21 protein-coding genes and 1 riboswitch are annotated in these 22,181 nt (G+C 32.0%); of the genes, 5 read left to right on the forward strand and 16 right to left on the reverse strand.

The window, feature by feature from the left end:
• Positions 1-277: 277 nt before the first annotated feature.
• Both FDN13_RS04255 and FDN13_RS04260 read right to left on the reverse strand, forming a co-directional pair.
• Complete coding sequence (locus FDN13_RS04255; protein ID WP_138979065.1) at positions 278-733, reverse strand: NUDIX domain-containing protein; 456 nt, start codon at positions 731-733, stop codon at positions 278-280.
• Positions 734-958: 225 nt separating this feature from the next.
• Complete coding sequence (locus FDN13_RS04260; protein ID WP_138979066.1) at positions 959-2,143, reverse strand: MFS transporter; 1,185 nt, start codon at positions 2,141-2,143, stop codon at positions 959-961.
• Between the two features lie 42 nt (positions 2,144-2,185).
• Positions 2,186-2,249, reverse strand: a riboswitch (Fluoride riboswitch).
• 410 nt (positions 2,250-2,659) lie between these two features.
• Here FDN13_RS04260 and FDN13_RS04265 point away from each other — a divergent pair.
• The 4 genes from FDN13_RS04265 to FDN13_RS04280 all read left to right on the forward strand — a co-directional run bounded on the left by FDN13_RS04265 (position 2,660) and on the right by FDN13_RS04280 (position 7,329).
• Positions 2,660-4,372, forward strand: a complete 1,713-nt coding sequence (locus FDN13_RS04265) for an IS1634 family transposase (protein WP_138979067.1) — start codon at positions 2,660-2,662, stop codon at positions 4,370-4,372.
• Between the two features lie 352 nt (positions 4,373-4,724).
• Positions 4,725-5,747 carry an ABC transporter substrate-binding protein gene (locus FDN13_RS04270; RefSeq protein ID WP_138979068.1) on the forward strand — a complete coding sequence of 341 codons (1,023 nt, stop codon included), beginning with the start codon at positions 4,725-4,727 and terminating at the stop codon, positions 5,745-5,747.
• A gap of 48 nt (positions 5,748-5,795) precedes the next feature.
• Entirely contained in the window at positions 5,796-6,533 is a 738-nt protein-coding gene (locus FDN13_RS04275; protein ID WP_371414841.1) for an ABC transporter ATP-binding protein, read from the forward strand.
• Positions 6,523-7,329, forward strand: coding sequence for an ABC transporter permease (locus FDN13_RS04280; RefSeq protein ID WP_138979070.1), 807 nt, complete (start codon positions 6,523-6,525; stop codon positions 7,327-7,329). Before FDN13_RS04275 ends, FDN13_RS04280 begins: the two co-directional genes overlap by 11 nt.
• A gap of 51 nt (positions 7,330-7,380) precedes the next feature.
• On the opposite strand, the gene FDN13_RS04285 is transcribed toward FDN13_RS04280, so the two are convergent.
• The 12 genes from FDN13_RS04285 to FDN13_RS04340 form a co-directional block, all read right to left on the reverse strand.
• Entirely contained in the window at positions 7,381-9,114 is a 1,734-nt protein-coding gene (locus FDN13_RS04285) for an aldehyde ferredoxin oxidoreductase N-terminal domain-containing protein (RefSeq protein ID WP_138979071.1), read from the reverse strand.
• On the reverse strand, positions 9,114-9,515 hold the full coding sequence (locus tag FDN13_RS04290) for a 4Fe-4S binding protein (RefSeq protein WP_138979072.1): 402 nt from the start codon (positions 9,513-9,515) through the stop codon (positions 9,114-9,116). Before FDN13_RS04290 ends, FDN13_RS04285 begins: the two co-directional genes overlap by 1 nt.
• 11 nt (positions 9,516-9,526) lie before the next feature.
• Positions 9,527-12,112 (reverse strand): ATP-dependent chaperone ClpB, encoded by a 2,586-nt coding sequence (gene clpB, locus FDN13_RS04295; protein WP_138979073.1) that lies wholly within the window; start codon positions 12,110-12,112, stop codon positions 9,527-9,529.
• 14 nt (positions 12,113-12,126) lie between these two features.
• Positions 12,127-12,777 (reverse strand): hypothetical protein, encoded by a 651-nt coding sequence (locus tag FDN13_RS04300; RefSeq protein ID WP_138979074.1) that lies wholly within the window; start codon positions 12,775-12,777, stop codon positions 12,127-12,129.
• A gap of 106 nt (positions 12,778-12,883) precedes the next feature.
• Entirely contained in the window at positions 12,884-14,227 is a 1,344-nt protein-coding gene (locus tag FDN13_RS04305) for a helix-turn-helix domain-containing protein (RefSeq protein WP_138979075.1), read from the reverse strand.
• A 69-nt stretch (positions 14,228-14,296) separates the two neighbouring features.
• Positions 14,297-14,473, reverse strand: coding sequence for a YtxH domain-containing protein (locus FDN13_RS04310; RefSeq protein ID WP_243120265.1), 177 nt, complete (start codon positions 14,471-14,473; stop codon positions 14,297-14,299).
• Between the two features lie 70 nt (positions 14,474-14,543).
• Complete coding sequence (locus FDN13_RS04315; RefSeq protein ID WP_138979077.1) at positions 14,544-15,104, reverse strand: flavodoxin family protein; 561 nt, start codon at positions 15,102-15,104, stop codon at positions 14,544-14,546.
• A 69-nt stretch (positions 15,105-15,173) separates the two neighbouring features.
• Positions 15,174-15,587 carry an NAD(P)H-dependent oxidoreductase gene (locus FDN13_RS04320; RefSeq protein ID WP_138979078.1) on the reverse strand — a complete coding sequence of 138 codons (414 nt, stop codon included), beginning with the start codon at positions 15,585-15,587 and terminating at the stop codon, positions 15,174-15,176.
• 69 nt (positions 15,588-15,656) lie between these two features.
• The gene (locus tag FDN13_RS04325) at positions 15,657-16,058 is read right to left on the reverse strand and encodes a hypothetical protein (RefSeq protein WP_138979079.1); all 402 of its coding nucleotides are present in this window, start codon (positions 16,056-16,058) and stop codon (positions 15,657-15,659) included.
• A gap of 110 nt (positions 16,059-16,168) precedes the next feature.
• Positions 16,169-17,365: an MFS transporter gene (locus FDN13_RS04330; RefSeq protein ID WP_138979080.1), complete on the reverse strand. Its 1,197-nt coding sequence runs from the start codon at positions 17,363-17,365 to the stop codon at positions 16,169-16,171.
• Positions 17,366-17,378: 13 nt separating this feature from the next.
• Positions 17,379-17,903: a Chromate resistance protein ChrB gene (locus FDN13_RS04335; RefSeq protein ID WP_138979081.1), complete on the reverse strand. Its 525-nt coding sequence runs from the start codon at positions 17,901-17,903 to the stop codon at positions 17,379-17,381.
• A 141-nt stretch (positions 17,904-18,044) separates the two neighbouring features.
• On the reverse strand, positions 18,045-19,220 hold the full coding sequence (locus FDN13_RS04340) for an FprA family A-type flavoprotein (protein WP_138979082.1): 1,176 nt from the start codon (positions 19,218-19,220) through the stop codon (positions 18,045-18,047).
• Between the two features lie 505 nt (positions 19,221-19,725).
• Here FDN13_RS04340 and FDN13_RS04345 point away from each other — a divergent pair.
• Complete coding sequence (locus FDN13_RS04345; RefSeq protein WP_138979083.1) at positions 19,726-20,790, forward strand: hypothetical protein; 1,065 nt, start codon at positions 19,726-19,728, stop codon at positions 20,788-20,790.
• Positions 20,791-20,810: 20 nt separating this feature from the next.
• Here the strand turns inward: FDN13_RS04345 and FDN13_RS04350 are convergent, their stop codons facing one another.
• Positions 20,811-21,476, reverse strand: a complete 666-nt coding sequence (locus FDN13_RS04350) for a GntR family transcriptional regulator (RefSeq protein WP_138979084.1) — start codon at positions 21,474-21,476, stop codon at positions 20,811-20,813.
• Positions 21,477-21,633: 157 nt separating this feature from the next.
• Positions 21,634-22,125 (reverse strand): ECF transporter S component, encoded by a 492-nt coding sequence (locus tag FDN13_RS04355; RefSeq protein ID WP_138979085.1) that lies wholly within the window; start codon positions 22,123-22,125, stop codon positions 21,634-21,636.
• Between the last annotated feature and the right edge of the window lie 56 nt (positions 22,126-22,181).

Consider the following 22,181-nt stretch of genomic DNA (forward strand, 5'->3'; position numbering starts at 1 on the left):
ATATACTATTAAAAGGCTATCAATCAATAATGCATAGTCATTTATATATATTTAGAAATAAAAATTCTGTTTTGATAAATACTTAACTTTTATTTTTCTTTATTTGGGCATATAAAAAAAGGCTATTCTACCTTATTAGCAAAATAACCATTATATCACTAATATATTTTATAAACAGGATATAAATAAATTATAAAAATTATTAACTCTATTGTTTATAAAAAGTATCTCTATGCAAAATCAGATGGAAATTGGAAATATCTAATAAATAACACCATCAACCCATATTTTCTTTCCATATATTACCTAAGTATCTTGAACTAATTTCTTTTCCAGATGCAATTTCAAGAATAGCATCAGCTATATCAGGAAAAAGTAAAATTTCTTTTATTTTTTCCAGTGGTACAAATTCAGGAAAATCCCATTTTTCATTTGGGAAACACCATGAAGGTTTTTTTACTTCTCCTGATTGTGGGATACCTCTAAAGAAAAAATTTATAATATGTTTTTCACCATCTGGCCAGAGGGTTTCTCCAGTAAAAAGAAGTTCGGTTACTTTAACTTTTAAAGAGGTTTCTTCCTCAACTTCTCTTTCTCCACATTCTTTTAAAGTTTCAATCTGTCTTAATTTGCCGCCCGGCAATACCCAATATCTCTTGCCATCTCGAAGATGGTTTATTAAAAGAATTTTATTATCTTGAATTACAATAACACCTACCCTGATATCAATCATAAAAACTACTCCTTTTTAAAGTTATTTAAATATTTATATAACTTTTTTATCTATCTTCATACTGAATCTCAAATAAGTACCGCAATATAAAAACTTACGGTACTTATTACATTAACACTTTCCTTATAATTCCAAAATCTTACTCTTTCATATATTTCCAAGTGCACTTATTATATAAACTTAATAGAAAGTTTCTTTCATTATCCATATCCTACATAACTCTGCTTAAGCAGCTTTTTCTATATTTGAAACGCTTATAGTTAAAAACGCAATAAAAGCACATGCAGCTCCGAAAAAGAATGTTGCTGAAGGAGAAACATTATCCCAAAGATAACCTGCAATAATATTTGCCGGCAATGTCATTATGCCTAATGAAGCATTGTATAGTCCATATGCAGTACCGCGCTTGTTATCAGGCACAATTCGAGCAACAAGTGATTTTGCAATTCCTTCAGTTGTCGCATAATAAAGACCATAAAATATATATATTATCCATATATGCCAAGGTCGGCTTGCAAATGCAAATCCTATATATGATAAAACATAAATAATCCATCCAATCTTCATTACTTTCACCCTTCCAATTCTATCTGAAAGGCTGCCTGCAGGAACTGATAACGAAGCATAAAAAAGATTAAATACCGCATAGACAATAGGTATTATTACAGGACTTATACCAACATCTTGGGCACGGAGTATTAAAAATGAGTCACTTGAATTACCCAATGTGAAAATAAGCATTATAATAAGAAATAAAAGAAATTTATCCTTCAATACACTAAAATCAAATTTTGACTGTTCCTTTGAAGCAGATGAAGCTTTTTCATTTACAAAAATGCCTATTAAAAGTATTGTTATAGCAGAGATAAGACCAGCAATATAAAATATTATTCTGTAACGCATATTTCCACTTGCAAAAAGGTAAAGTATCCCTGCTGTTACAAGTGGCCCGATTACAGAACCTAAAGTATCAAGCATACGCTGAAATCCAAAAGAGAATCCCACATGTCCTTCCTTAGCCGATTGGGCAACCAGTGCATCTCGAGGAGCATCCTTTGTTCCTTTTCCGATACCATCAATTAAACGCAAAATAAAAGCCTGCCATGCAAAAAACACAGTACCAAATAAAAAGCGGCTTATTGCAGAAAGTAAATAGCCTATAAAAACAATAATCTTTCGTTTTCCTAACTTATCAGAAATAATACCTGATACTATTTTAAAAACACTTACAATTGTTGTTAAACTTCCCTCTATAAGACCTATTGTCTCTTTACTTAAACCCAGAACAGTTGAATAGAAAATTGGAAGAATTGGCTGTATCATGTCCTGCCCAAAGCCACCAAAAAAAGCTACCCATCCTAACGTATAAACATTATTTCGCTCTTTTACAATGTCATTCTTTTTTCCCATAAAATCACCCTTCCAAAAAATATAAAAAGCCAATAACCCTACAGTAAAGTAGGAGTCATTAGCTTATTACCAAGCATTTTAGGTGAACTCCATCACCACAAAACTATTATATTTCATTTTTATATATTTTTTCAAGGCCGAATTAATCCTAAAATATAGATTAAATCTTTAAATATCTTAAAATAATATTATTTACTTTATTTAACATATTATTATTTTGCATAGACTCTATGGATCCTCATAAAATCATCCATATATTTATAATTAAAGCTATATCATATATCATTCAATAAGTACAAGTAACACTCCCTCCTTATAAAACATATTATAAATTGACAATCATTTATGGAGGTTTGTTATGAGAAAATATCGGGTCTTTGACAGTTGCAAGACAAAAAAAGTGCCTTAAAGCCTTGATATAGGCTTATTTTTTTGTCAAATTTTAAATTTTTATAGTGCACAATGTGTAACAATGTGTTATAATATAGATATAAATATATGAAGAGATGTGAAAAAATGAGATTACAAATTGTTAAATCAAAAAATGCAGCATCCTTATATGTAGTTAAATCTGTTTATGAAAAAGGCAAGCGTACATCAAAAGTAGTTGAGAAGCTTGGCACTTATGATGAACTTTTAAAAAAACTAAACGGACAAGACCCTATAGAATGGGGGAAGAGGTACGTTGAAGAGTTAAATAGAAAAGAAAAAGAAGAGAAAAGAGAAATATTAGTAAAATACTCGCCTGTTAAACAAATTAACAAAGACGAACAGCATACTTTTAATGGTAGTTACTTGTTTTTACAAAAAATATATAACGAGCTTGGGCTGCAAAATATCTGTAAAAATATTTCGGATAAACATAAATTTAATTTTAATCTAAATTCAATACTATCAAGATTAATTTATGCAAGAATTATTTATCCATCATCTAAGCTTGCTACATACGAACTATCAAAAAAATTTATTGAGCAGCCTGATTTTGAGCTTCAGCATATTTATAGAGCTTTAGAAGTAATTTCAGAAGAAACAGATTTTATTCAGTCAGAATTATATAAGAACAGTCTTAAAGTTTGCAATCGTAATAAAGGAGTTCTCTATTATGACTGCACCAACTATTTCTTTGAAATTGAACAGGAAGAAGGATTAAAACAGTATGGAGTATCGAAGGAACATAGACCCAATCCAATTGTTCAAATGGGACTTTTCATGGATGGAGACGGCATCCCCCTTGCATTTTGTATAAACAAAGGTAATACTAATGAACAAGTAACTTTAAAACCTTTAGAGCAAAAAATTATATCCGAATTTGGGCTTTCAAAATTTATCATTTGTACAGATGCAGGGCTTGCATCTACAGCAAACAGAAAATTTAATAATATACAAAATCGAGCTTTTATTACTACACAATCTATTAAAAAATTAAAATCACATTTAAAAGAATGGGCGTTAGACCCCAAAGGATGGCATCTTAGCGATTCAGACAAAGTATATAATTTAAACGAAATTGACGAAGAAACAGATATTAATAAAATTTTTTATAAGGAACGCTGGATAAAAGAAGACGGGCTTGAACAAAAACTTATTGTAACATTTTCCTTGAAATATAGAAACTATCAAAGAACTATAAGAGGTAACCAAATAGAGAGAGCTCAAGAGGTTATTGATACCAATCCTACAAAATTGAAGAAATGTAATGCTAATGATTACAAACGCTTTATTTCAAAGACTCACTGCACACCTGACGGTGAAGTAGCTGAAAAAGAATTATACAGCATTAATGCTGATTTAATAGCACAAGAGGCAATGTATGATGGTTTTTACGCAGTATGTACAAATATAAGTGATGATGCTGCCGCAATTATAAAAATTAATAGAAGGCGTTGGGAAATAGAAGAGTCCTTCCGTATTATGAAATCAGAGTTTAAGGCAAGACCAGTATATTTAAGAAGAGATGATAGAATAAAAGCGCATTTTACAACTTGTTTCATTTCCCTGATGATATATAGGCTATTAGAAAAAAAGCTTTCAGAAAAATATACGTGTAGCGATATTATATCAGGACTTAGAGAAATGAATTTTTATGAGATTAAGAATGAGGGCTATATTCCAATATATACAAGGACCGATTTTACAGATGATTTACATGACAAATTTGGCTTTAGAACGGATTATCAAATAATTAATATGAAACAAATGAAAAAAATTTTTAAAGACACGAAAAAATAAAAAACATTGTTCACTTTTTTGAAAAGTATAAAAGCCTGAGATCCCTTGATATTCAATGGTTCTACAGGCTTTTTGCTTCGCGCAACTGTCAAAGATGAGATTATATTTCATTTTTATATATTTTTTCAAGGCCGAATTAATCCTAAAATATAGATTAAATCTTTAAATATCTTAAAATAATATTATTTACTTTATTTAACATATTATTATTTTGCATAGACTCTATGGATCCTCATAAAATCATCCATATATTTATAATTAAAGCTATATCATATATCATTCAATAAGTACAAGTAACACTCCCTCCTTATAAAACATATTATAAATTGACAATCATTTATGGAGGTTTGTTATGAGAAAATATCTTAAACTTCTTTGCACAATTTTAGTATCTGTTCTAATCTTATCTTGTTTCTCGTCCTGCACTAAAAAGCAGAATACAGAATTAACAAAAGTAAGGCTCAATGAAGTTGTGCGTTCAGTTTTCTATGCACCTATGTACGTTGCAATAAACAAAGGCTTTTTCAAAGAGGAGGGGCTTGAGATTGAGCTTTCGACTGGGCAAGGGGCTGACAAAACAATGCAGCAGGTTCTCTCTAAAAATGCAGACATAGGCTTTTGCGGGCCAGAGCAGGTTATTTATCTTTATAATCAGGGAAGAGATGATTATGCTGTACTCTTTGCACAGCTGACTCAAAGAGATGGCTCTTTCCTCGTTAGCAGAAAGGATGAAAAGGATTTTAAATGGGAGAGCTTAAGGGGAAAGACAATAATAGGAGGCCGCCCTGGAGGAGTTCCTGAAATGAGCCTCGAGTATGTTTTAAGAAATCACGGCTTAACCATAGGAAAAGATGTAAATATAATCACAAACCTTGCATTTACAGCAACTGCAGGCGCATTTAAATCTGGAACCGGGGATTATGTTGCACTCTTTGAACCTACAGCAAGCATGCTCGTAAATGAAAAAGCCGGCTATATTGTTGCATCAGTAGGTAAGGCTTCTGGAGAAATGCCCTATACCTGCTTTTTCTCAACAAAATCCTATATGGAAAACAACCCTGATATAATTCAAAAATTCACAAATGCAATATACAAAGGTCAGCTTTATGTTCAATCCCACAGTTCAAAGGAAATTGCAAAAGATATTGTAAGCTTTTTCCCAGGTTCAGATACAGAGCTTTTAGCAGTAGTTGTTGAAAATTACAAATCCATAGATGCCCTTGCAAAGGATCCAATATTAAAAGAAGAGAGTCTCTCAAGGCTTATGGATATAATTCAATCCTATGACGCAAACCTCATTCCAACAAGACCTCCTTATGAAAAAATAGTAACTACAAAATTTGCAAATGAGGCAATAAAGAATATCAAAAAGTAGATTTTTGGGGGGATAATAGTGGCAAAGCTGATAATTGAAAACCTTTCAATGATATATCATACTATTGAAGCTGAGACAAAGGCAATAGATAATCTTTCATTAGAAGTATTAGACGGGGAATTTTTAAGCATAGTAGGCCCTTCAGGATGTGGAAAGTCAACTCTTCTCTCTGTAATTGCAGGTCTTTTACCTCCCTCATCTGGAAAAGTACTATTAGATAGTATGGAAATAACCAAACCCTGCAGCAAGGTAGGTTATATGCTTCAAAGGGACCATCTTTTTGAATGGAGAAATATATTCTCAAATATAACATTAGGCCTTGAAATACAGGGAAAATGCAACAAAGAATCCCTTTTAAAAATTGAAAGGATGCTTGAGAAATATGGATTATCAAGCTTTAAAAACTATTATCCCCATCAGCTCTCAGGTGGTATGAGACAAAGGGTTGCATTAATTAGAACCCTCGCAATAGATCCTGACATACTATTACTTGACGAACCCTTTGCAGCCCTCGACTATCAAACAAAGCTTGCAGTATCTGAGGAAGTTTATAAAATTATAAAGCAGGAAGGTAAAACTGCCCTTATGGTAACCCACGATATTTCTGAGGCTATAGCTTTGTCCGATAGAGTTGCTGTGCTTTCAAAACGGCCTGCAAAGCTTAAAAACATCTATGATATAAAATTATCTGTTGAAAACAGAACTCCTCTTAAATCAAGGGAAGCTCCAGAATTCAGGCATTATTTTAACGCTATTTGGAAGGAGCTTGATATCCATGTTGAATAATAATTTTTCAAAGGAGCATGAACTTTATCTTAAAGCTGTAAAGAGAAGAAAGATTGCTGTAATAATAGTTCAGATATTGATTCTTATAATATTTTTTCTTCAGTGGGAACTAACTGCAAGATACAAGATTGTTGATCCTTTTCTTGTAAGTCAGCCTTCAAGAATGATAAAGTTTATGGTAAAGCTCTACAGCGAAGGTATGCTCTTTAGACATATATGGGTAACCTGCTATGAAACCATAATAGGTTTTCTTCTTGGAACAATAGTTGGAACTTTAATTGCAATAATACTTTGGTGGTCTGACTTTATATGCAAAGTTCTGGACCCTTACCTTGTAGTTTTAAATGCCCTTCCTAAAATAGCCTTAGGACCTATTTTAATATTCTGGGTTGGAAACGGAAAGACTGCAATAATATTAATTGCCCTTACGATTTCTCTTATAGTTACTATAATCTCTGTCCTTACAGGGTTTAAAGAAGTAGATGAAGATAAAATAAAGCTTCTTAAAACCTTTGGGGCTTCAAAATCCCAAGTTTTAAGATATGTGGTTTTCCCATCGAGTATACCCACAATGATTTCTGCACTTAAAATAAACGTAGGGTTATCCTATGTCGGCGTCATCGTTGGAGAATTCTTAGTTGCAAAGGAAGGACTTGGATTTTTAATAGTTTTTGGAGGGCAGGTAGCTCAGCTCGACATGGTAATGCTTAGCATAATAATTCTTTCAATTTCAGCCTATATTATGTATGAAGCAGTAGCACTTCTTGAAAAGAAATTTACTGTTTGGAGAAGCTGAAAAGAGCCCGTAATCTATATTTTCTCCTAAAGATTACGGGCTTTAATTATTTTACAGAGCATCTACCATCTCTTTATACTTTTTAACCATTTCATGGGCCTTTGTGCTGTCAAGCTTACCGTTAAAACTTCTCGTTTTAAAGAATCTCTCTGGTATTTTTATTGAATCGAGGCTGTATCCAAGTTTTCTTTTTATATCATATTTTAATTTTAAAATTTCCCTGCCTGCTTTTGTCAGCTCTTCATTTGTAATTTTAATACCAATTGAATCGAGGGCTTCAAGTATTACCTCCCTTTTATATACTTTTCTTGCAAAGAGGCATACGACAAGGCTTGTTAATATATTTCTTTCTATCTCCTCTTCAAATATTTTTTGTACTATTTCCTCTTCTTTAACACCTGCTTGGTCTATAGAGTATCCTGCATTGTCAAGATGAGAATGCCTCGAACCTACCGAAAAACCAACTACGCTGCCATATCCTGTATGATATCCCGGCATCTCGTTTCCTCCAAGATGGCAGGCTATATCTTCTCCTCCATATATTTTAGAGGCATTATAAACTCCCTTACCAAGATTTTTATAGAACTCATTTTTCCCCGTTGCTATATAGTGAACTGCAGCCATATAGTTTGCTAAAACTCCAAACTCAAAGGGCATTAATGTGTCATCAAGAGTAATTATTCCTCTCTTATAGCACTCTGTAGCCCATCCGAGAACTACACCTGTTGATATAGCATCAAGGCCCTCTCTTTCAACTACATCGATAAGTTGAAGTATTTCATCAGGTGATTTAAGGCCTATAAAACTTCCAAGGGAGAATACAAGTTCATGGTCATAAGAAACGTTTACTGATTCATATTCATATCCTTCATCAAATTGTCTTCTGAATTGCCCTATATGTATGCAGCCTATTGGGCATCCTGCACAGGCAACTTTTCTTACGAGAGATTTTTTTGCAAAGCTCTCACCTGAAATATCCTCTGCGTAATCATACTTAGTAGTAGAAAGATTAAGACTTGGAAGGGCATTCATTTCACTAAGGGGAACAACATTTATAGACGTTCCCAGTTCATGATACTTCTCCATAGCATCGGTTTTTATTACTGTATCATATATTCTGTCATAAACCTGTCTGTATTTTTTTCTGTTTTCAGAAGGTATAGGTATAGAACTATCCCCAATAATAACAATTCCCTTTAAAAACTTTGAGCCAAAGACTGCTCCAAGCCCAAGCCTTCCAAAGTGCCTGTATGTATCAACATTGACATTTGCATAGCTGACAAGGTTTTCCCCTGCCCTGCCTATTCTCATAGAACTCCTGACGCCGCTTCCTGATGTATGCTGCCTTAAGATTTTTCCTGTATCTTCAACAGAAAGCCCCCACATAGCCCTCGCATCCTTAAAAGTTACCTTATCATCGATAACAAGATATATAGGATGCTTTGCCCTTCCTGTTATAACCATAGCATCTATATTGCTAAACCTCATAGCCATTGCAAGTCTTCCACCTGCATGGCTCTCTCCATATTCTTTTGTATGTGGGGAATAAAAGGCTGCAACAGCCTTAGTACAAACAGGCATAACAAAGGATAAAGGACCTATTGCAAAAACAATCGGCTGAGAAGAATCAAATACATCAAGCTCTGCTTTTAAATTCTCATCAAGGAGCTTTGCAGCAACGCCTGTTCCACCTATATATTTTAATAAATCCTGCCTTTTTTCATATTTAAATTCTTCTTTTTCAAGGTCTATATAAAGAACATTTAAATAATCTCTCCCCAGCATCAAAAGACCTCCTTTAAAGTTATACACCTGTGAGGACAGTATTTTGCACAGTATCCACAATGGCTGCAGATTATTGGATAGCCTTCGCTGTCCATCCTGATTGCACTTACAGAGCATGCTCTACTGCATGCCCCGCATTTTGTGCATTTTTCCTTATGAAATACTACCCCTCCACCCTCTCTTTTAGTCAGTGCTCCAAATTTGCATGCTTCCATACAGGCAGCATCATTGCAGCCTCTGCAGATATTTATTATAAACTCCCCTGATAAGCCTCCCTGTGTCTTTACATCTATTGCAGAATCAGCAGCAGAAAACTTTCCCCTAAGCCTTGCACAGGCCTGGCGGCAGGAAAGACATCCTATGCATCGCCTTCTATCTTCAACCTTAAGTACAGCTGGCATATTAATCCTCCTTAAACTTTATAAACAAGCCTATCACCTTCAGAATCTATAACAACCCTTTGACCTTCATATATTGTACCTTTTATTATTTCCTTTGCAATCATAGTTTCAATATTTTTTTGTATATATCTTTTTAGAGGTCTTGCACCAAATACTGCATCAAAACCTTCCTGAGATATAAGCTTTAATGCATTATCTGTTATGTCAAGTTCTATATATTTTTCTTTAAGCCTTGATGCTACATCCTCAATAAAAATTCTTGCAATTCTTTTAATTGAATCTTCATTAAGTGGCTTAAAGAGAACTATATCATCAACCCTGTTTAAAAACTCTGGTCTGAACTTAATCTTTAAAACTTCAAATACCTCCTTATATATATCATCCATATCTTTATTATTTTCTATTCCATTTTGAATTATGTCGCTTCCTATATTTGAAGTCATAATAATAATTGTATTTCTAAAATCTACAACCTTACCATGGCTGTCAGTAAGGCGTCCTTCATCGAGTATTTGAAGAAATATATCAAAAACATCTTCATGGGCCTTTTCTATTTCATCGAAGAGCACAACGCTATAGGGCTTTCTTCTTACAGCCTCTGTAAGCTGCCCTCCCTGATCATATCCTACATATCCTGGAGGTGCTCCTATAAGCCTTGATACAGAAAATTTCTCCATGTATTCTGACATATCGATTCTAATAACGTTCTCCTCGCTGTCAAACATGTTTTTTGCAAGTGTTTTTGCAAGCTCCGTCTTCCCAACTCCTGTTGGTCCTAAAAATATAAAGCTTCCAACAGGCCTTTTAGGATCTTTAATCCCTGCCCTTGCCCTTAGCACAGCATTTACAACAAGCTCAACAGCCTCATCCTGTCCTACAACTCTTTTTTTAATGTTTTCTTCAAGGCTTAAAAGCTTTTGCTTTTCACCTTCCACAAGCCTTGATACAGGAATACCAGTCCATCTTGAAAGTATTTGTGCTATTTCCTCCTCGGTTACTTCTTCCTTTAAAAGAAGTTCCTCATTTTTCTGCTTTTCCTCAAGCTCTTTAAGTTTTTCCTGAAGCTGAGGAAGCTTTCCGTATTTTATCTCTGCAAGCCTGTTTAAATCGTATTCCCTTTCAGCCTTTTCCATCTCTCCTTTTAATCTATCTATGTTCTCCTTTATCTCCCTTATGTTTTTTATTTCCCTTTTCTCATTCTGGTATTTTGCATTTAAATGGCTTTCTTTATCCTTTAAATTTGCAATTTCATTTTCTATAACTTTAAGCCTTTCTAAAGATATCTCATCATTTTCCTTTGAAAGGGCCTTCTTTTCTATTTCAAGCTGCATTATCCTTCTGTGAACCTCATCAAGTTCTGTTGGAAGGCTGTCTATCTCTGTTCTAACCATAGCCCCTGCCTCATCTATTAAATCTATAGCTTTATCTGGAAGATATCTGTCAGTTATATACCTGTGAGATAGTTTTGCAGCTGCAACTATAGCGCTGTCATGTATTCTAATGCCATGGTGTATCTCAAATCTCTCCTTAAGACCTCTAAGTATCGTAATTGTTTCATCTACATCTGGCTCATCTATGGTAACAGGCTGAAATCTTCTCTCAAGGGCCTTATCCTTTTCTATATATTCTCTGTATTCATCAAAGGTGGTAGCTCCAATGCAGTGAAGCTCTCCCCTTGCAAGCATAGGTTTTATTAAATTTCCTGCATCCATTGCCCCCTCTGCCTTGCCTGCACCGACGATTGTATGAATTTCATCTATAAAAAGTATTATTCTTCCTTCGCTTCTTTCTATCTCCTTTAATACTGCCTTAAGCCTTTCTTCAAACTCTCCTCTATATTTTGCCCCGGCAATTAAGGCTCCAAGGTCGAGGGAGAATATTATTTTATCCTTAAGGCCCTCTGGAACATCACCTTTTACAATTCTTTGTGCAAGTCCCTCAACTATTGCTGTTTTACCAACCCCAGGCTCACCTATAAGGCAGGGATTATTTTTAGTCTTTCTTGAAAGTATTCTTATAACCCTTCTTATCTCTTCATCCCTACCAATTACGGGATCAAGCTTATTAGACTTTGCTTCTAAGATTAGGTTTCTTCCATATTTTTTAAGGGCATCATAAGTTCCCTCAGGATCATTAGTTACAACCCTCTGGCCTCCTCTAACATCCTTTAGAGCTTTCATAAAATTATCCTTATTTATGCCGTGCTTTTTAATAATATCGCTTCCCGCATAATCTCCTTCTAAAAAGGCTAAAAATATGTGCTCAACGCTAATGTACTCATCATTTAATCTTTTAGCAATATCCTCTGATTTTATTAATACTTCCTCGAACCTTCTTGTTGCATATATACTGCTTGATGCGGCGCCCTCACCTAAAACCTTAGGCTGCCTTTCAAGATGATTTAAAACCTCCTTTGAAAGGAGGTTAGGATTTATTCCTATTTTTTCAATAAGTTGAGGAATAAGCCCTTCATCTTGAGTTAAAAGAGCATACAAAAGATGCAGAGTATCTACCTGCTGATGATTTAATCTTACGGCTGTCTGCTGTGATAAATTTAATGCCTCTTGAACCTTTAACGTCATTTTTTCTATGTCCATATAAAATCCTCCTGTCATGCAAGTTTTTTTTCTATTTCCATTATATTAATAAATGCTTCATATACAGTATTGGCAAAGTTTTTGTTTTGTTTTAAGCATTCATTTTTATTATAGGAAAATGCAATAATAAAATTGAATTCATATCTTCCCTCGCTAAAATTGTCTTCAATAAATTTCAAAATATTGCTATAATTCTTGTTATTTAATTCAAAGGAAGCCATCTTAACAGAGCTGATTTTTTTAGTTTTACTGATATATTCTACACAAAGCATCATATACTTATTCGACATAAAATATTCCCATATAACGCTTTTCTTGTTTTTTAAGATTTCAATTATATATTCACACTGCTCCTTTGTTTCGGATTTAAAAAAAAGCTCCACAGACAAATTATCGCTGCCAAGATGTATATTTACTTTAAATTTATTTTGACAGTTTTTGCATTCTGCAATTATTACATTGCTTCTTTTATTAAAATTTTGAAACTCTTTATCAAGTTCCAAAACTCCACCTGTCTTTTTGTGATATATTTTCTGAACCTCATAGCAAAGGCTTCTAAAATGCTGTTTTACTTCATTTCGAGCAGTTTCATATTCTTCTTTAGTCATTTTATCCTTCTTTTTAAAAAAGTCAAAATCCATTCCTAATAGACCATTAAATTCCACATAAATCCCTCCTCTTCTAAAATAAATGGTGTGAACCTCTATTTTGTATTAATTATACACAATACATACAAAAAAGGAAATTCACACCTCATTCATTTTATAAATTTTATTTATTTAATATTATTCCATAATCTTCATATATCTCTATTCCTTTATTAATATATAATAAAGACAGATCTTTTTCTTGTAATTCATTATAAAACCTTCCAAGTTTTATATAATAATCTGCAAGCTGTAATTTATTATCAAGTTTTTCGAGATATTTAATTAGTCCAAGCAAAATCTCTTCACTCTTTTTAAAATCCCCTTGTTTTTTATATATGTCAAACATGTATTCATAATATTTAATCCTATAATTAATCTGGTTATCGCCAAGTTTTTCAAAAAGATCATTTATTAATTCAGCAGCTTTATCATACTGATTAAGAGCCATATAATTATTACAGATTTTAAATACTGTATCTGCAATAGTACTATCATTTGATTCTATTTTTATTTTTAAAGCTTTATTGAGATGTTCAAAAGACTCTTCAAAGTTATTGCCCTTTGCAAAAATAACTCCAAGATTGGTCTCCATATTTGCAATTTCTTTTAAGTTTTCAATCTCATCAAAAACTTTTCTTGCCTTTTTTGCATAGTTCAAGGCTTCTTTAAGATTATTTTTTTCCTCATAAGCAATACTTAAAAGCATTAATGTATTTCCATATTCTTTTTTATCTTCTATTATTTTTAATTTACTTTCTGCAAGCATAGCAAAGTTTATTGCCTGTGATAAATTTTTAAGCTTGTAGTTACAAAGAGCAATATTATAATAAAGCTTTGCCTTTAAATATTCATTTATATAATCATATTCATTTAGCATAGCATCAGCCTGCATAAAATAATTTAGTGCACCCTTTATAAATTCCATTTTATAAGTTATTTCTCCAAGCAATATAAAGCTGCTTATAATATCATCGATATTACCTTCTTGCAAAAAATAGCTGTTAGCAGAAATACAAAATTTTTGTGCTTCTTCATATTCTCCATTTGAATACTTTATCTTAGCTAAAGCCATATCAAACTTACCTTTATAATAATTTAAATTATATTCTTTTGCATAATGATATCCCTTCTCTATTATTTCCTTAGCTTTTAAATAGTTTTCTGCATTTATTGCAGATAAAGCAATATCAATATAAAGTTCACATATTCTTGTAGCCTGCTTTTCTTCACTTTCCAGAAAGTATTCAATGTCAGTGTCAAGCCTTTGTGCAATATACTCTAATAGTTCAATACTCGGGTTTGATTTACCAGATTCAACCAAACTTATCTGACCAGGAGTTATTCTATCTCCCGCAAGCTCCTTTAGCGTCATATTTTTTTCTTTACGTTTAAATTTTATCTTTTCACCAAGTGATAGAATTTCCATATCATCATTCCTTTTGTTTATGTTAATATTATTATACAAAAAATTAAAAAAATAGGATAGTCAAAAAATCGTAACTATCCTATTTTTAGATTGAATAATTAAATTATATTACATTGTATAATCTCTTAAATCATTTAATAAAGCTTCCGCCCTGTGTATTATTCTGTTGCTTGCTCTGCTTACTTTTCTTCTTGTTCTCATATCCATTTGAGGCATCATCATAAGCCCAGCAGCAGCACCTAATATCATCCCAGCTGTAAGTCCAGTAACAAACCTTCCTCTCATAGTGTGCATCTCCTTTCATATTTATCTATGAATAGAGTATGCACTTTAAAAAAATATAAACATGTAAAATCTAACCTCTAACTGCAATTAATCCCTTATTATAAGCACTTTTTAAAACTTCTTCTCTTTTAATAACTTCTTTTTCATCTGTTCCAAGTACATATATAACATCTTTTAATGTTGCATTGCATGAGAGCATAAAAAACTTAGCAGTAAGGCTTATGCAATCTATCATTTTTATGTTATTGCCTCCTGCTGTAAAAATTAAGTATCCTCTTTTCTCATTGCTGTTTTCTTTTTTTAGAATATATTTTTTACTATAAAAACTTTGAAATCTATCTATAACCATTTTTAATTGAGAAGTTACAGTTGCAAAATATATTGGTGATGATAAAACAATGATATCACTCTCTTCAACTTTTGAGTACACAAACCTCATGTCATCATTTATAAAACATTCTCCATCTTTTTCACATTTTAAACAACCTATGCAAGGATGTATTTTTAATTTTGTAACATCTATAAATTCAACAATGCATTTAGCATCAATCAACCCATTTAAAAAACTTTGAGTTAAAACTTTAGTATTTCCATTCTCTCTTGGGCTTCCAAAGAGAATAACTGCCTTCATAAAGCACCTCCGGTATATCTATAGGCTAAATAAAAGCACCCAATGGGTGCTTTTATTTAGCCTCATATATCATAAATCAAGCTCCTCCATTATGTCATCAATATCAAATTCTATACCCTCTTTAGCAAATACAACTACAAATTCACACCTGCTGCTACTGTTTTTATCCATTTCATAAGCTACAAACTCTCCAATAAGTCCAAATTCTTCACATATTTCATCCACTATATCTCTTATATTATCTGTTGCTATATCCATAAGATATGGAAGATAGTACTCTTCATTCCATTCATCTTCTCCATTTTCATCATTATAATTTTCATTTGCATATTCCTTTGCTGCATCTATTTCTGCCTCATCATTTGTAACATCTATAAATTCAACAATGCATTTAGCATCAATCAACCCATTTAAAAAACTTTGAGTTAAAACTTTAGTATTTCCATTCTCTCTTGGGCTTCCAAAGAGAATAACTGCCTTCATAAAGCACCTCCGGTATATCTATAGGCTAAATAAAAGCACCCAATGGGTGCTTTTATTTAGCCTCATATATCATAAATCAAGCTCCTCCATTATGTCATCAATATCAAATTCTATACCCTCTTTAGCAAATACAACTACAAATTCACACCTGCTGCTACTGTTTTTATCCATTTCATAAGCTACAAACTCTCCAATAAGTCCAAATTCTTCACATATTTCATCCACTATATCTCTTATATTATCTGTTGCTATATCCATAAGATATGGAAGATAGTACTCTTCATTCCATTCATCTTCTCCATTTTCATCATTATAATTTTCATTTGCATATTCCTTTGCTGCATCTATTTCTGCCTCATCAAAGGTATAGAAAAAATTATAGACAAAAATATCTTTGTTGTATTCAATCTCATCTATTTCTTCAAGTCCTTCATTTTCGAGAAAATTTAAAATTTCTTTATGTTTTATCACACTAACACCTCACAAAATAATTTATTTATAAATTATTTTATCATATTAGTGTTAATTTTATTAGTGAATTTACTAAAAAAGTATAATAAATACACTTTTTAGTAATATCTTTATCGACTATACTGCTTTTTCCCAACAACTTGTCTTCTATAGAATATAAACATCATAATTGCTGCAACAAAGGACATCAAAGCTCCAAAATAAAAGGGTGCTGATGAGTTAACATTGTCGTAAAGTACACCTGCTATAAGGCTTGCAGGAAGAAGAGTAATTCCAAGAAGGGCATTGTATAATCCAAGGCCAGTTCCTCTTTTGTCTTTATCTATCAAATCAGAAACCAATGCCTTTTGTATACCGTCAGTTGCAGCACTATATATTCCATATAGAGCAAATAAAAGTAAAATTACTCCTTTTATGCTTGTCTTTCCAAAGAAGAAATAAATAATAGAATACAGCATATATCCAAATATAATTATTCTCTCTCTTCCTATTTTATCTGAAAGCATTCCCATAGGTATTGCAAAGAGCACTGATACTGAATTAAATATTAAATATACTAATGGAATGTATAATGCATTTATTCCAACGTCATTAGCTTTTACAAGCAAAAGAGTGTCTGTTGAATTACCAAGTGTAAATACAAATACTATGAATAAAAATATATAGTATTTTTTAGAAAAATCTTTTAATACTATTTTCCCCGGTAAATCTTCTTTATTCTTTTTTGCTTCTTTTACAAAGGATATTATAGTAATTACTCCTAAAACTGCAGGAATTGCCGCAAAAATAAAGACTCTCCTATAATCCTTTGGAAACTTTAATAGTATAATATAAGCTAAAAGAGGTCCTATTATCGCCCCGCAATTATCCATAGCCTTATGAAAGCCAAAATTTTTCCCTGAACTCTTAGATGATCCCGCAATCAGACTATCTCTTGGAGCTGTTCTAATTCCCTTTCCAACTCTTTCAGTAAATCTCATTATAAGAACATGCAATGGTGTTGCAGCAATGGCATAAAGAGGTGTTATTAATGCTGTTATACCATAGCCTATTATCATAAAGGGTTTGTTCTTCCCAATTTTATCGCTCCACCATCCTGATATTGCCTTTAGGACTGAAGCTGTGCTTTCTGCAATTCCTTCAATTAAAGAGAGCTCTGTTTTAGTAGCCCCTATCGAAAGTAAAAATAGAGGCATTACAGAATATATCATTTTTACAGAAGTATCTGTTAAAAAGCTTGTAAGTCCAGTGAAAAAAATATTCCTTTCAAGACCCATAACCTTTTTTTCTTTTAACTGAGTTTCCATTATACCCCTCCTATTAGTTGTAGGCTCTATAAACTTTGTCGCTAAAATCCTCGAATTCAGCTTTACACCTATTAATTTCATTTTGTGCATTCTCTGAAAGCTCTGATTTAAAATAATCTCTCCTTTTAATCTTTTCAAACCAGTCAATAAGCTTATTAATTTCCTCTTCGTTTTCCTCAAGCTCTGCAAATGTAAAATTCTTTATCTGAGTTTCTCTTATCATCTCCTCATGAAACTTTTCACAATACTCGATAAGTTCTCCATACTCCTTGTCTCTTTCTTCATTAAACTTTTTTATTATTTCATCTACACCTTCCATAAATTTGCCATAAACAATAAATATATTTCCTTCTTCTTTTTCAGTAAAATCCTTTATCTTTTCAAGTTCCTCTAAAATATTTGGAAATTCCGGTATTACCCATAGGGATTGATGTATATTAAGTGCACCTATTTTTTTAAGCTTTCGCCACATAGATACCCTTATTCTTGATGGTTCTGAGGGAAGGTTATATGAAATAAAATAAAAATTGTATTCCACTAAATTTCCTCCTTTGTAACAGCTGTTACATTTATTATATAACATTTTAATTAAAAGTCAAATAATAAGCCATGAAATAATTTCAAAAATAAACTCTATCATGCAGAATCTACTTTTGAATTATTCATGGCTTTAAAATAACTATATAGCTTCTCCAGCTCTTTTCCCTATATTTTTTGCCTTTTCTAAATCTTCTTTTGTGGGTTTAAATTGAACCTTAAATCCTTCTTCGAAAATTTTAAACTTAAGACCTTTTAATCTCTCCTCAATCATTGGAACTGCTTCTCCACTCCACCCGTATGAGCCAAACGCAAAGGCAAGTTTTCCTCTATTTATAATTGGTGAAGTTAATGACAATACATCCCAAACAGGCTTTAGTGCATCCTGATTTATAGTTGGAGAACCAAAAGCTATAAACTTAGAATCATCTATTATTTCAATTACCTTTTCAATGTCTAATTCACTAACATCTATTATTTTTACCTCTGCCCCTGCTTCTTTAAGTCCTTCTGCTATAGACTGTGCAAGCATCTTTGTATATCTATATGCTGAAACATAAAGAACAGCAGCATTTTTTCCCGCTGCAAGATTTAAAACAGGCTTGCTCCAATTTTCATAAAGCTCAACATATTTTAATGGATTATTTCTATGAATCGGTCCATGGCTTGGAGCAATAATATCTATCTTTAAAGGTTTTATCTTTTCAATTGCAGAAAGAACATGTTTTTTAAAGGGTCCCATAATTACGTCAAAGTAATATTTAAATTCCTCAGAAAAATCTCCAACTTCATCATTGAATATGCTGTTATCGCAGTAGTGGCATCCAAAGGCATCGCAGCTAAAAAGTATATTATCATATTCGCTGTATGTAAATATAGTATCAGGCCAATGTAAAAAAGGTGCAGATATAAACTTTAAGGTCCTTTTTCCTATGCAAAGTTCACCCTTTGCTTCCTCCCCCCTAAAGTCCTTATTTATTATCTGCCTTATATTTATTAGGGCAGACTTTGAAGCATAAACAACTGCATCAGTATATGTTTCAAGGATTCTTCCAAGGCAGCCACTGTGATCTGGTTCTGTATGATTTACAACAACATAATCTATTTGTCTATCTCCAATAATGGACTTTATATTTGAAATGAATTCATCAAAATATCCATCCTTAGCACAGTCAACAAGAACGATTTTTTCATCAACAATAAGATATGAATTGTATGTAGTTCCACTTTTCGTTTCCATTATTATATCAAAAACTCTAAGCTCTGGATTTTTAACTCCTACATAGTACACATCCTTTTTTAATTCTTTTACATTCATTTTATCACCTCAATCTATTTGTATTTTATAGGCTATTAACAATATTATTATAACCCATTATATATACAAATAAAGTATTTCTAAAGATAATATTTTTCCATAGCTTTCCCGAATCTGACGCCATACCCCTTAGAACTTTTGGCTGTTTGAGCGCAGCGAGTTCCAAAAGTTCTTGGGTTTTAAGGAAGTGAGGCTTAGAGCTTCAAAATGAGCGGTAAAGATTATCTGGGCAGCATTATAGTTTCTTTTCCTTCTGTCATTTAGAAACTATAATGCTGCTAAAGCCAATATAAAGCAAATTTTTGAAGCTCTTGCCGAATCTGACGTAAAAACCCTTAGAACTTTTGGCTGTTTGAGCGCAGCGAGTTCCAAAAGTTCTTGGGTTTTAAGGAAGTGAGGCTTAGAGCTTCAAAATGAGCGGTAAAGATTGGCTGGGCAGCATTATAGTTTCATTTTTTAATAATATTTCCCCTTCTTTAGAATAAAATTCTATGGAGGTGATATTTTGTTGATTTTGCTATCAATATTTTGGGGAATAATGCTATGTTTAATACTTTGTGCTCCTTACAGCTATTATTTTCTCTTTATTCCTATGTTATTATTTTCAGTTATATTTTTATTAATAAACAGAAAAAATTTTAAAAAAATAAAATATATAAATATTATAATATTTTTTGTATGCTTTCTATTTTCCTATCTTTCAGCAAGTTATATTATTTTTAAACCTGAAAGATTACAGACTCCCAAGATCAATATTGTTGACAGCAATAAGGAAGCTGTTATATTCTACTGCGAAGGCGAAATGGAAAAATATTCTCCATATTATTCTAATTACTTTTTTAAAAATGCTCCCTATATATTAAAACCTATATATGCATTTCAAATAAAACAAAAATACAAAATACTTAAAGTTAACCCAAAAATAAATGAACTTACAAAAGTTGCAGAGGATGTTAGAAGTTCACTTTTAAATTTCAGACCTTACTTTTTTTATATAGCATTTTCAGGTTACTACCCTGAAATTAACAATGCTATAAACTCTGCAATGCTTGATGGATGCGGCAGCATAACTATTATTAATTACTCTAAAAGCCGCATAATAGAAGATATCGTTAAAAATAAAATAGATTTAGAGTATCTATATAAAAAGGGAATAAAAATTAAATTTACTGAGCCGATTTATAATTCTATACTTTTTGTTGAATCTATAAGTTATAGAGTAAAAAATATGCCCATTAAATATGATGGCATAATCATAATTGATGAAGTTACAAATACGAGCAGCAGTATTAAAACTTCATTAATAAATTCTGGATATTCTGATGATAATATAACAATAGATTTAGATGTCGATTCTTCAATGAAAAAGTTAAAAAAATTAAATTCAAAAAATATATTATATATAAATCTTTTAGATGCGGGAAGTGGTATAAGAGGTGAAATAGATCTGCCAAACCAATTCAAAAAATATTCCACCGATATGACAATTACAGGCATGAACTCTTGGGGATATGATAAAAATCTTGTTAAAGCATGTATATATGAATTTTTAAGCTGCAGTTCAAAATAAAGAAACTGCAGCTTAAATTTTTATTTCTCTGCAAGTTTTTTTAATACATTTTTGCTTGAATTTTCTACATGTATCGTAAGATACTTAACCGCTGCCTCGGCATCCCTTGATTCAAAAGCCTTTAGAATATCATAATGTTCCTTTAAAGCTTGTTCTTTTCTACCTGGTGTTGTTAATGATTCATGTCTTGCCCATTTAACATAAAATTGAAAGTCTCTTAAAATATGTTGAAGTATATTACTATTAGTTGAAGTGAAAATTACATCATGAAATTTTGTATTAAGATCTGCTATTTGATCTATGTCATTTTTTTGTGTATAAAATTCCATAAGTTCATATAGTTCTTTCATTTGTTTTAATTTTTCATCGGTAATTTGCTCAATAGCCCATCTTGCAGCAAGGCCTTCAAGAACAATTCTTATCTTATATATATCTTCCATATCCTTTTTAGTTATGCCTTTAACAATAACTCCTTTATTGGGTATACTTTCAACAAGTCCTTCAAGTTCAAGCTGTCTTATTGCCTCTCTAACTGGAGTTCTGCTGACATGGAGCTCATTTGCAAGTTTAAGTTCAATAAGATTCTCTCCTGGTTTATATTTACCATCTAATATATTTTCTCTTAATATATTATATACTCTTCCTCTTAAAGAGTATTGATCTTCAAACATGTTATACTCTTTCATAAAATACCCCTAAAATACAACAGTATTGTTAGAATATTTTTTATAATTTTTCTATGCTATAAATACAACTATACATGTTAATTATATAATTGTTATAATTTCAAGTCAATTTTCTACTTAAACAAAAATACCAGAAAAAATTCTGGTATTTTTGTTATTATGCTGTTTTAACTACCTTCGCTTTCTTTAATGCTTCAGCTATAAATACAGCAATTACTGAATCAACTGTATGATGAATTGCTGTTCCAAGTGCAACAACGATAAATATCTTATATAGATTAAAACCATAAAAAGGAATTACCACTATAGCTTCAAGCAATGCATGAAAAGGCATTGAAATTGCAAGAGCTATCGAAAGATTATAGCCTTTTTTAATTGCTACTGCACCAACATAACCAACGACAGCGTGCATTAATGCTCTTGCTGCAACTATAGGGCCAAGTTTTATTAAAAATCCTATAGCTGATACCAACCCTACCATAACTGCTGCCATAGGACTTACAATCATTGCTAAAAAAAGAGGTACATGAGACATTATAGTTGCAGTAAAAGGTGGTATGCTAACCATTAGAAAACCTCCAAAGGCAAGAGGTATTAAAAGAGCCATTGCTGATAAAAGCGCACCTATTGTTAATTCTCTAATCTTCATTTTACAACCCCCAAAACAAATGTCTTTACATTAATATTATTGTAATGACATTTGTT

The organism is Caloramator sp. E03, assembly GCF_006016075.1.
In the GTDB taxonomy this organism is placed as follows: Bacteria; Bacillota; Clostridia; order Clostridiales; family Caloramatoraceae; genus Caloramator_B.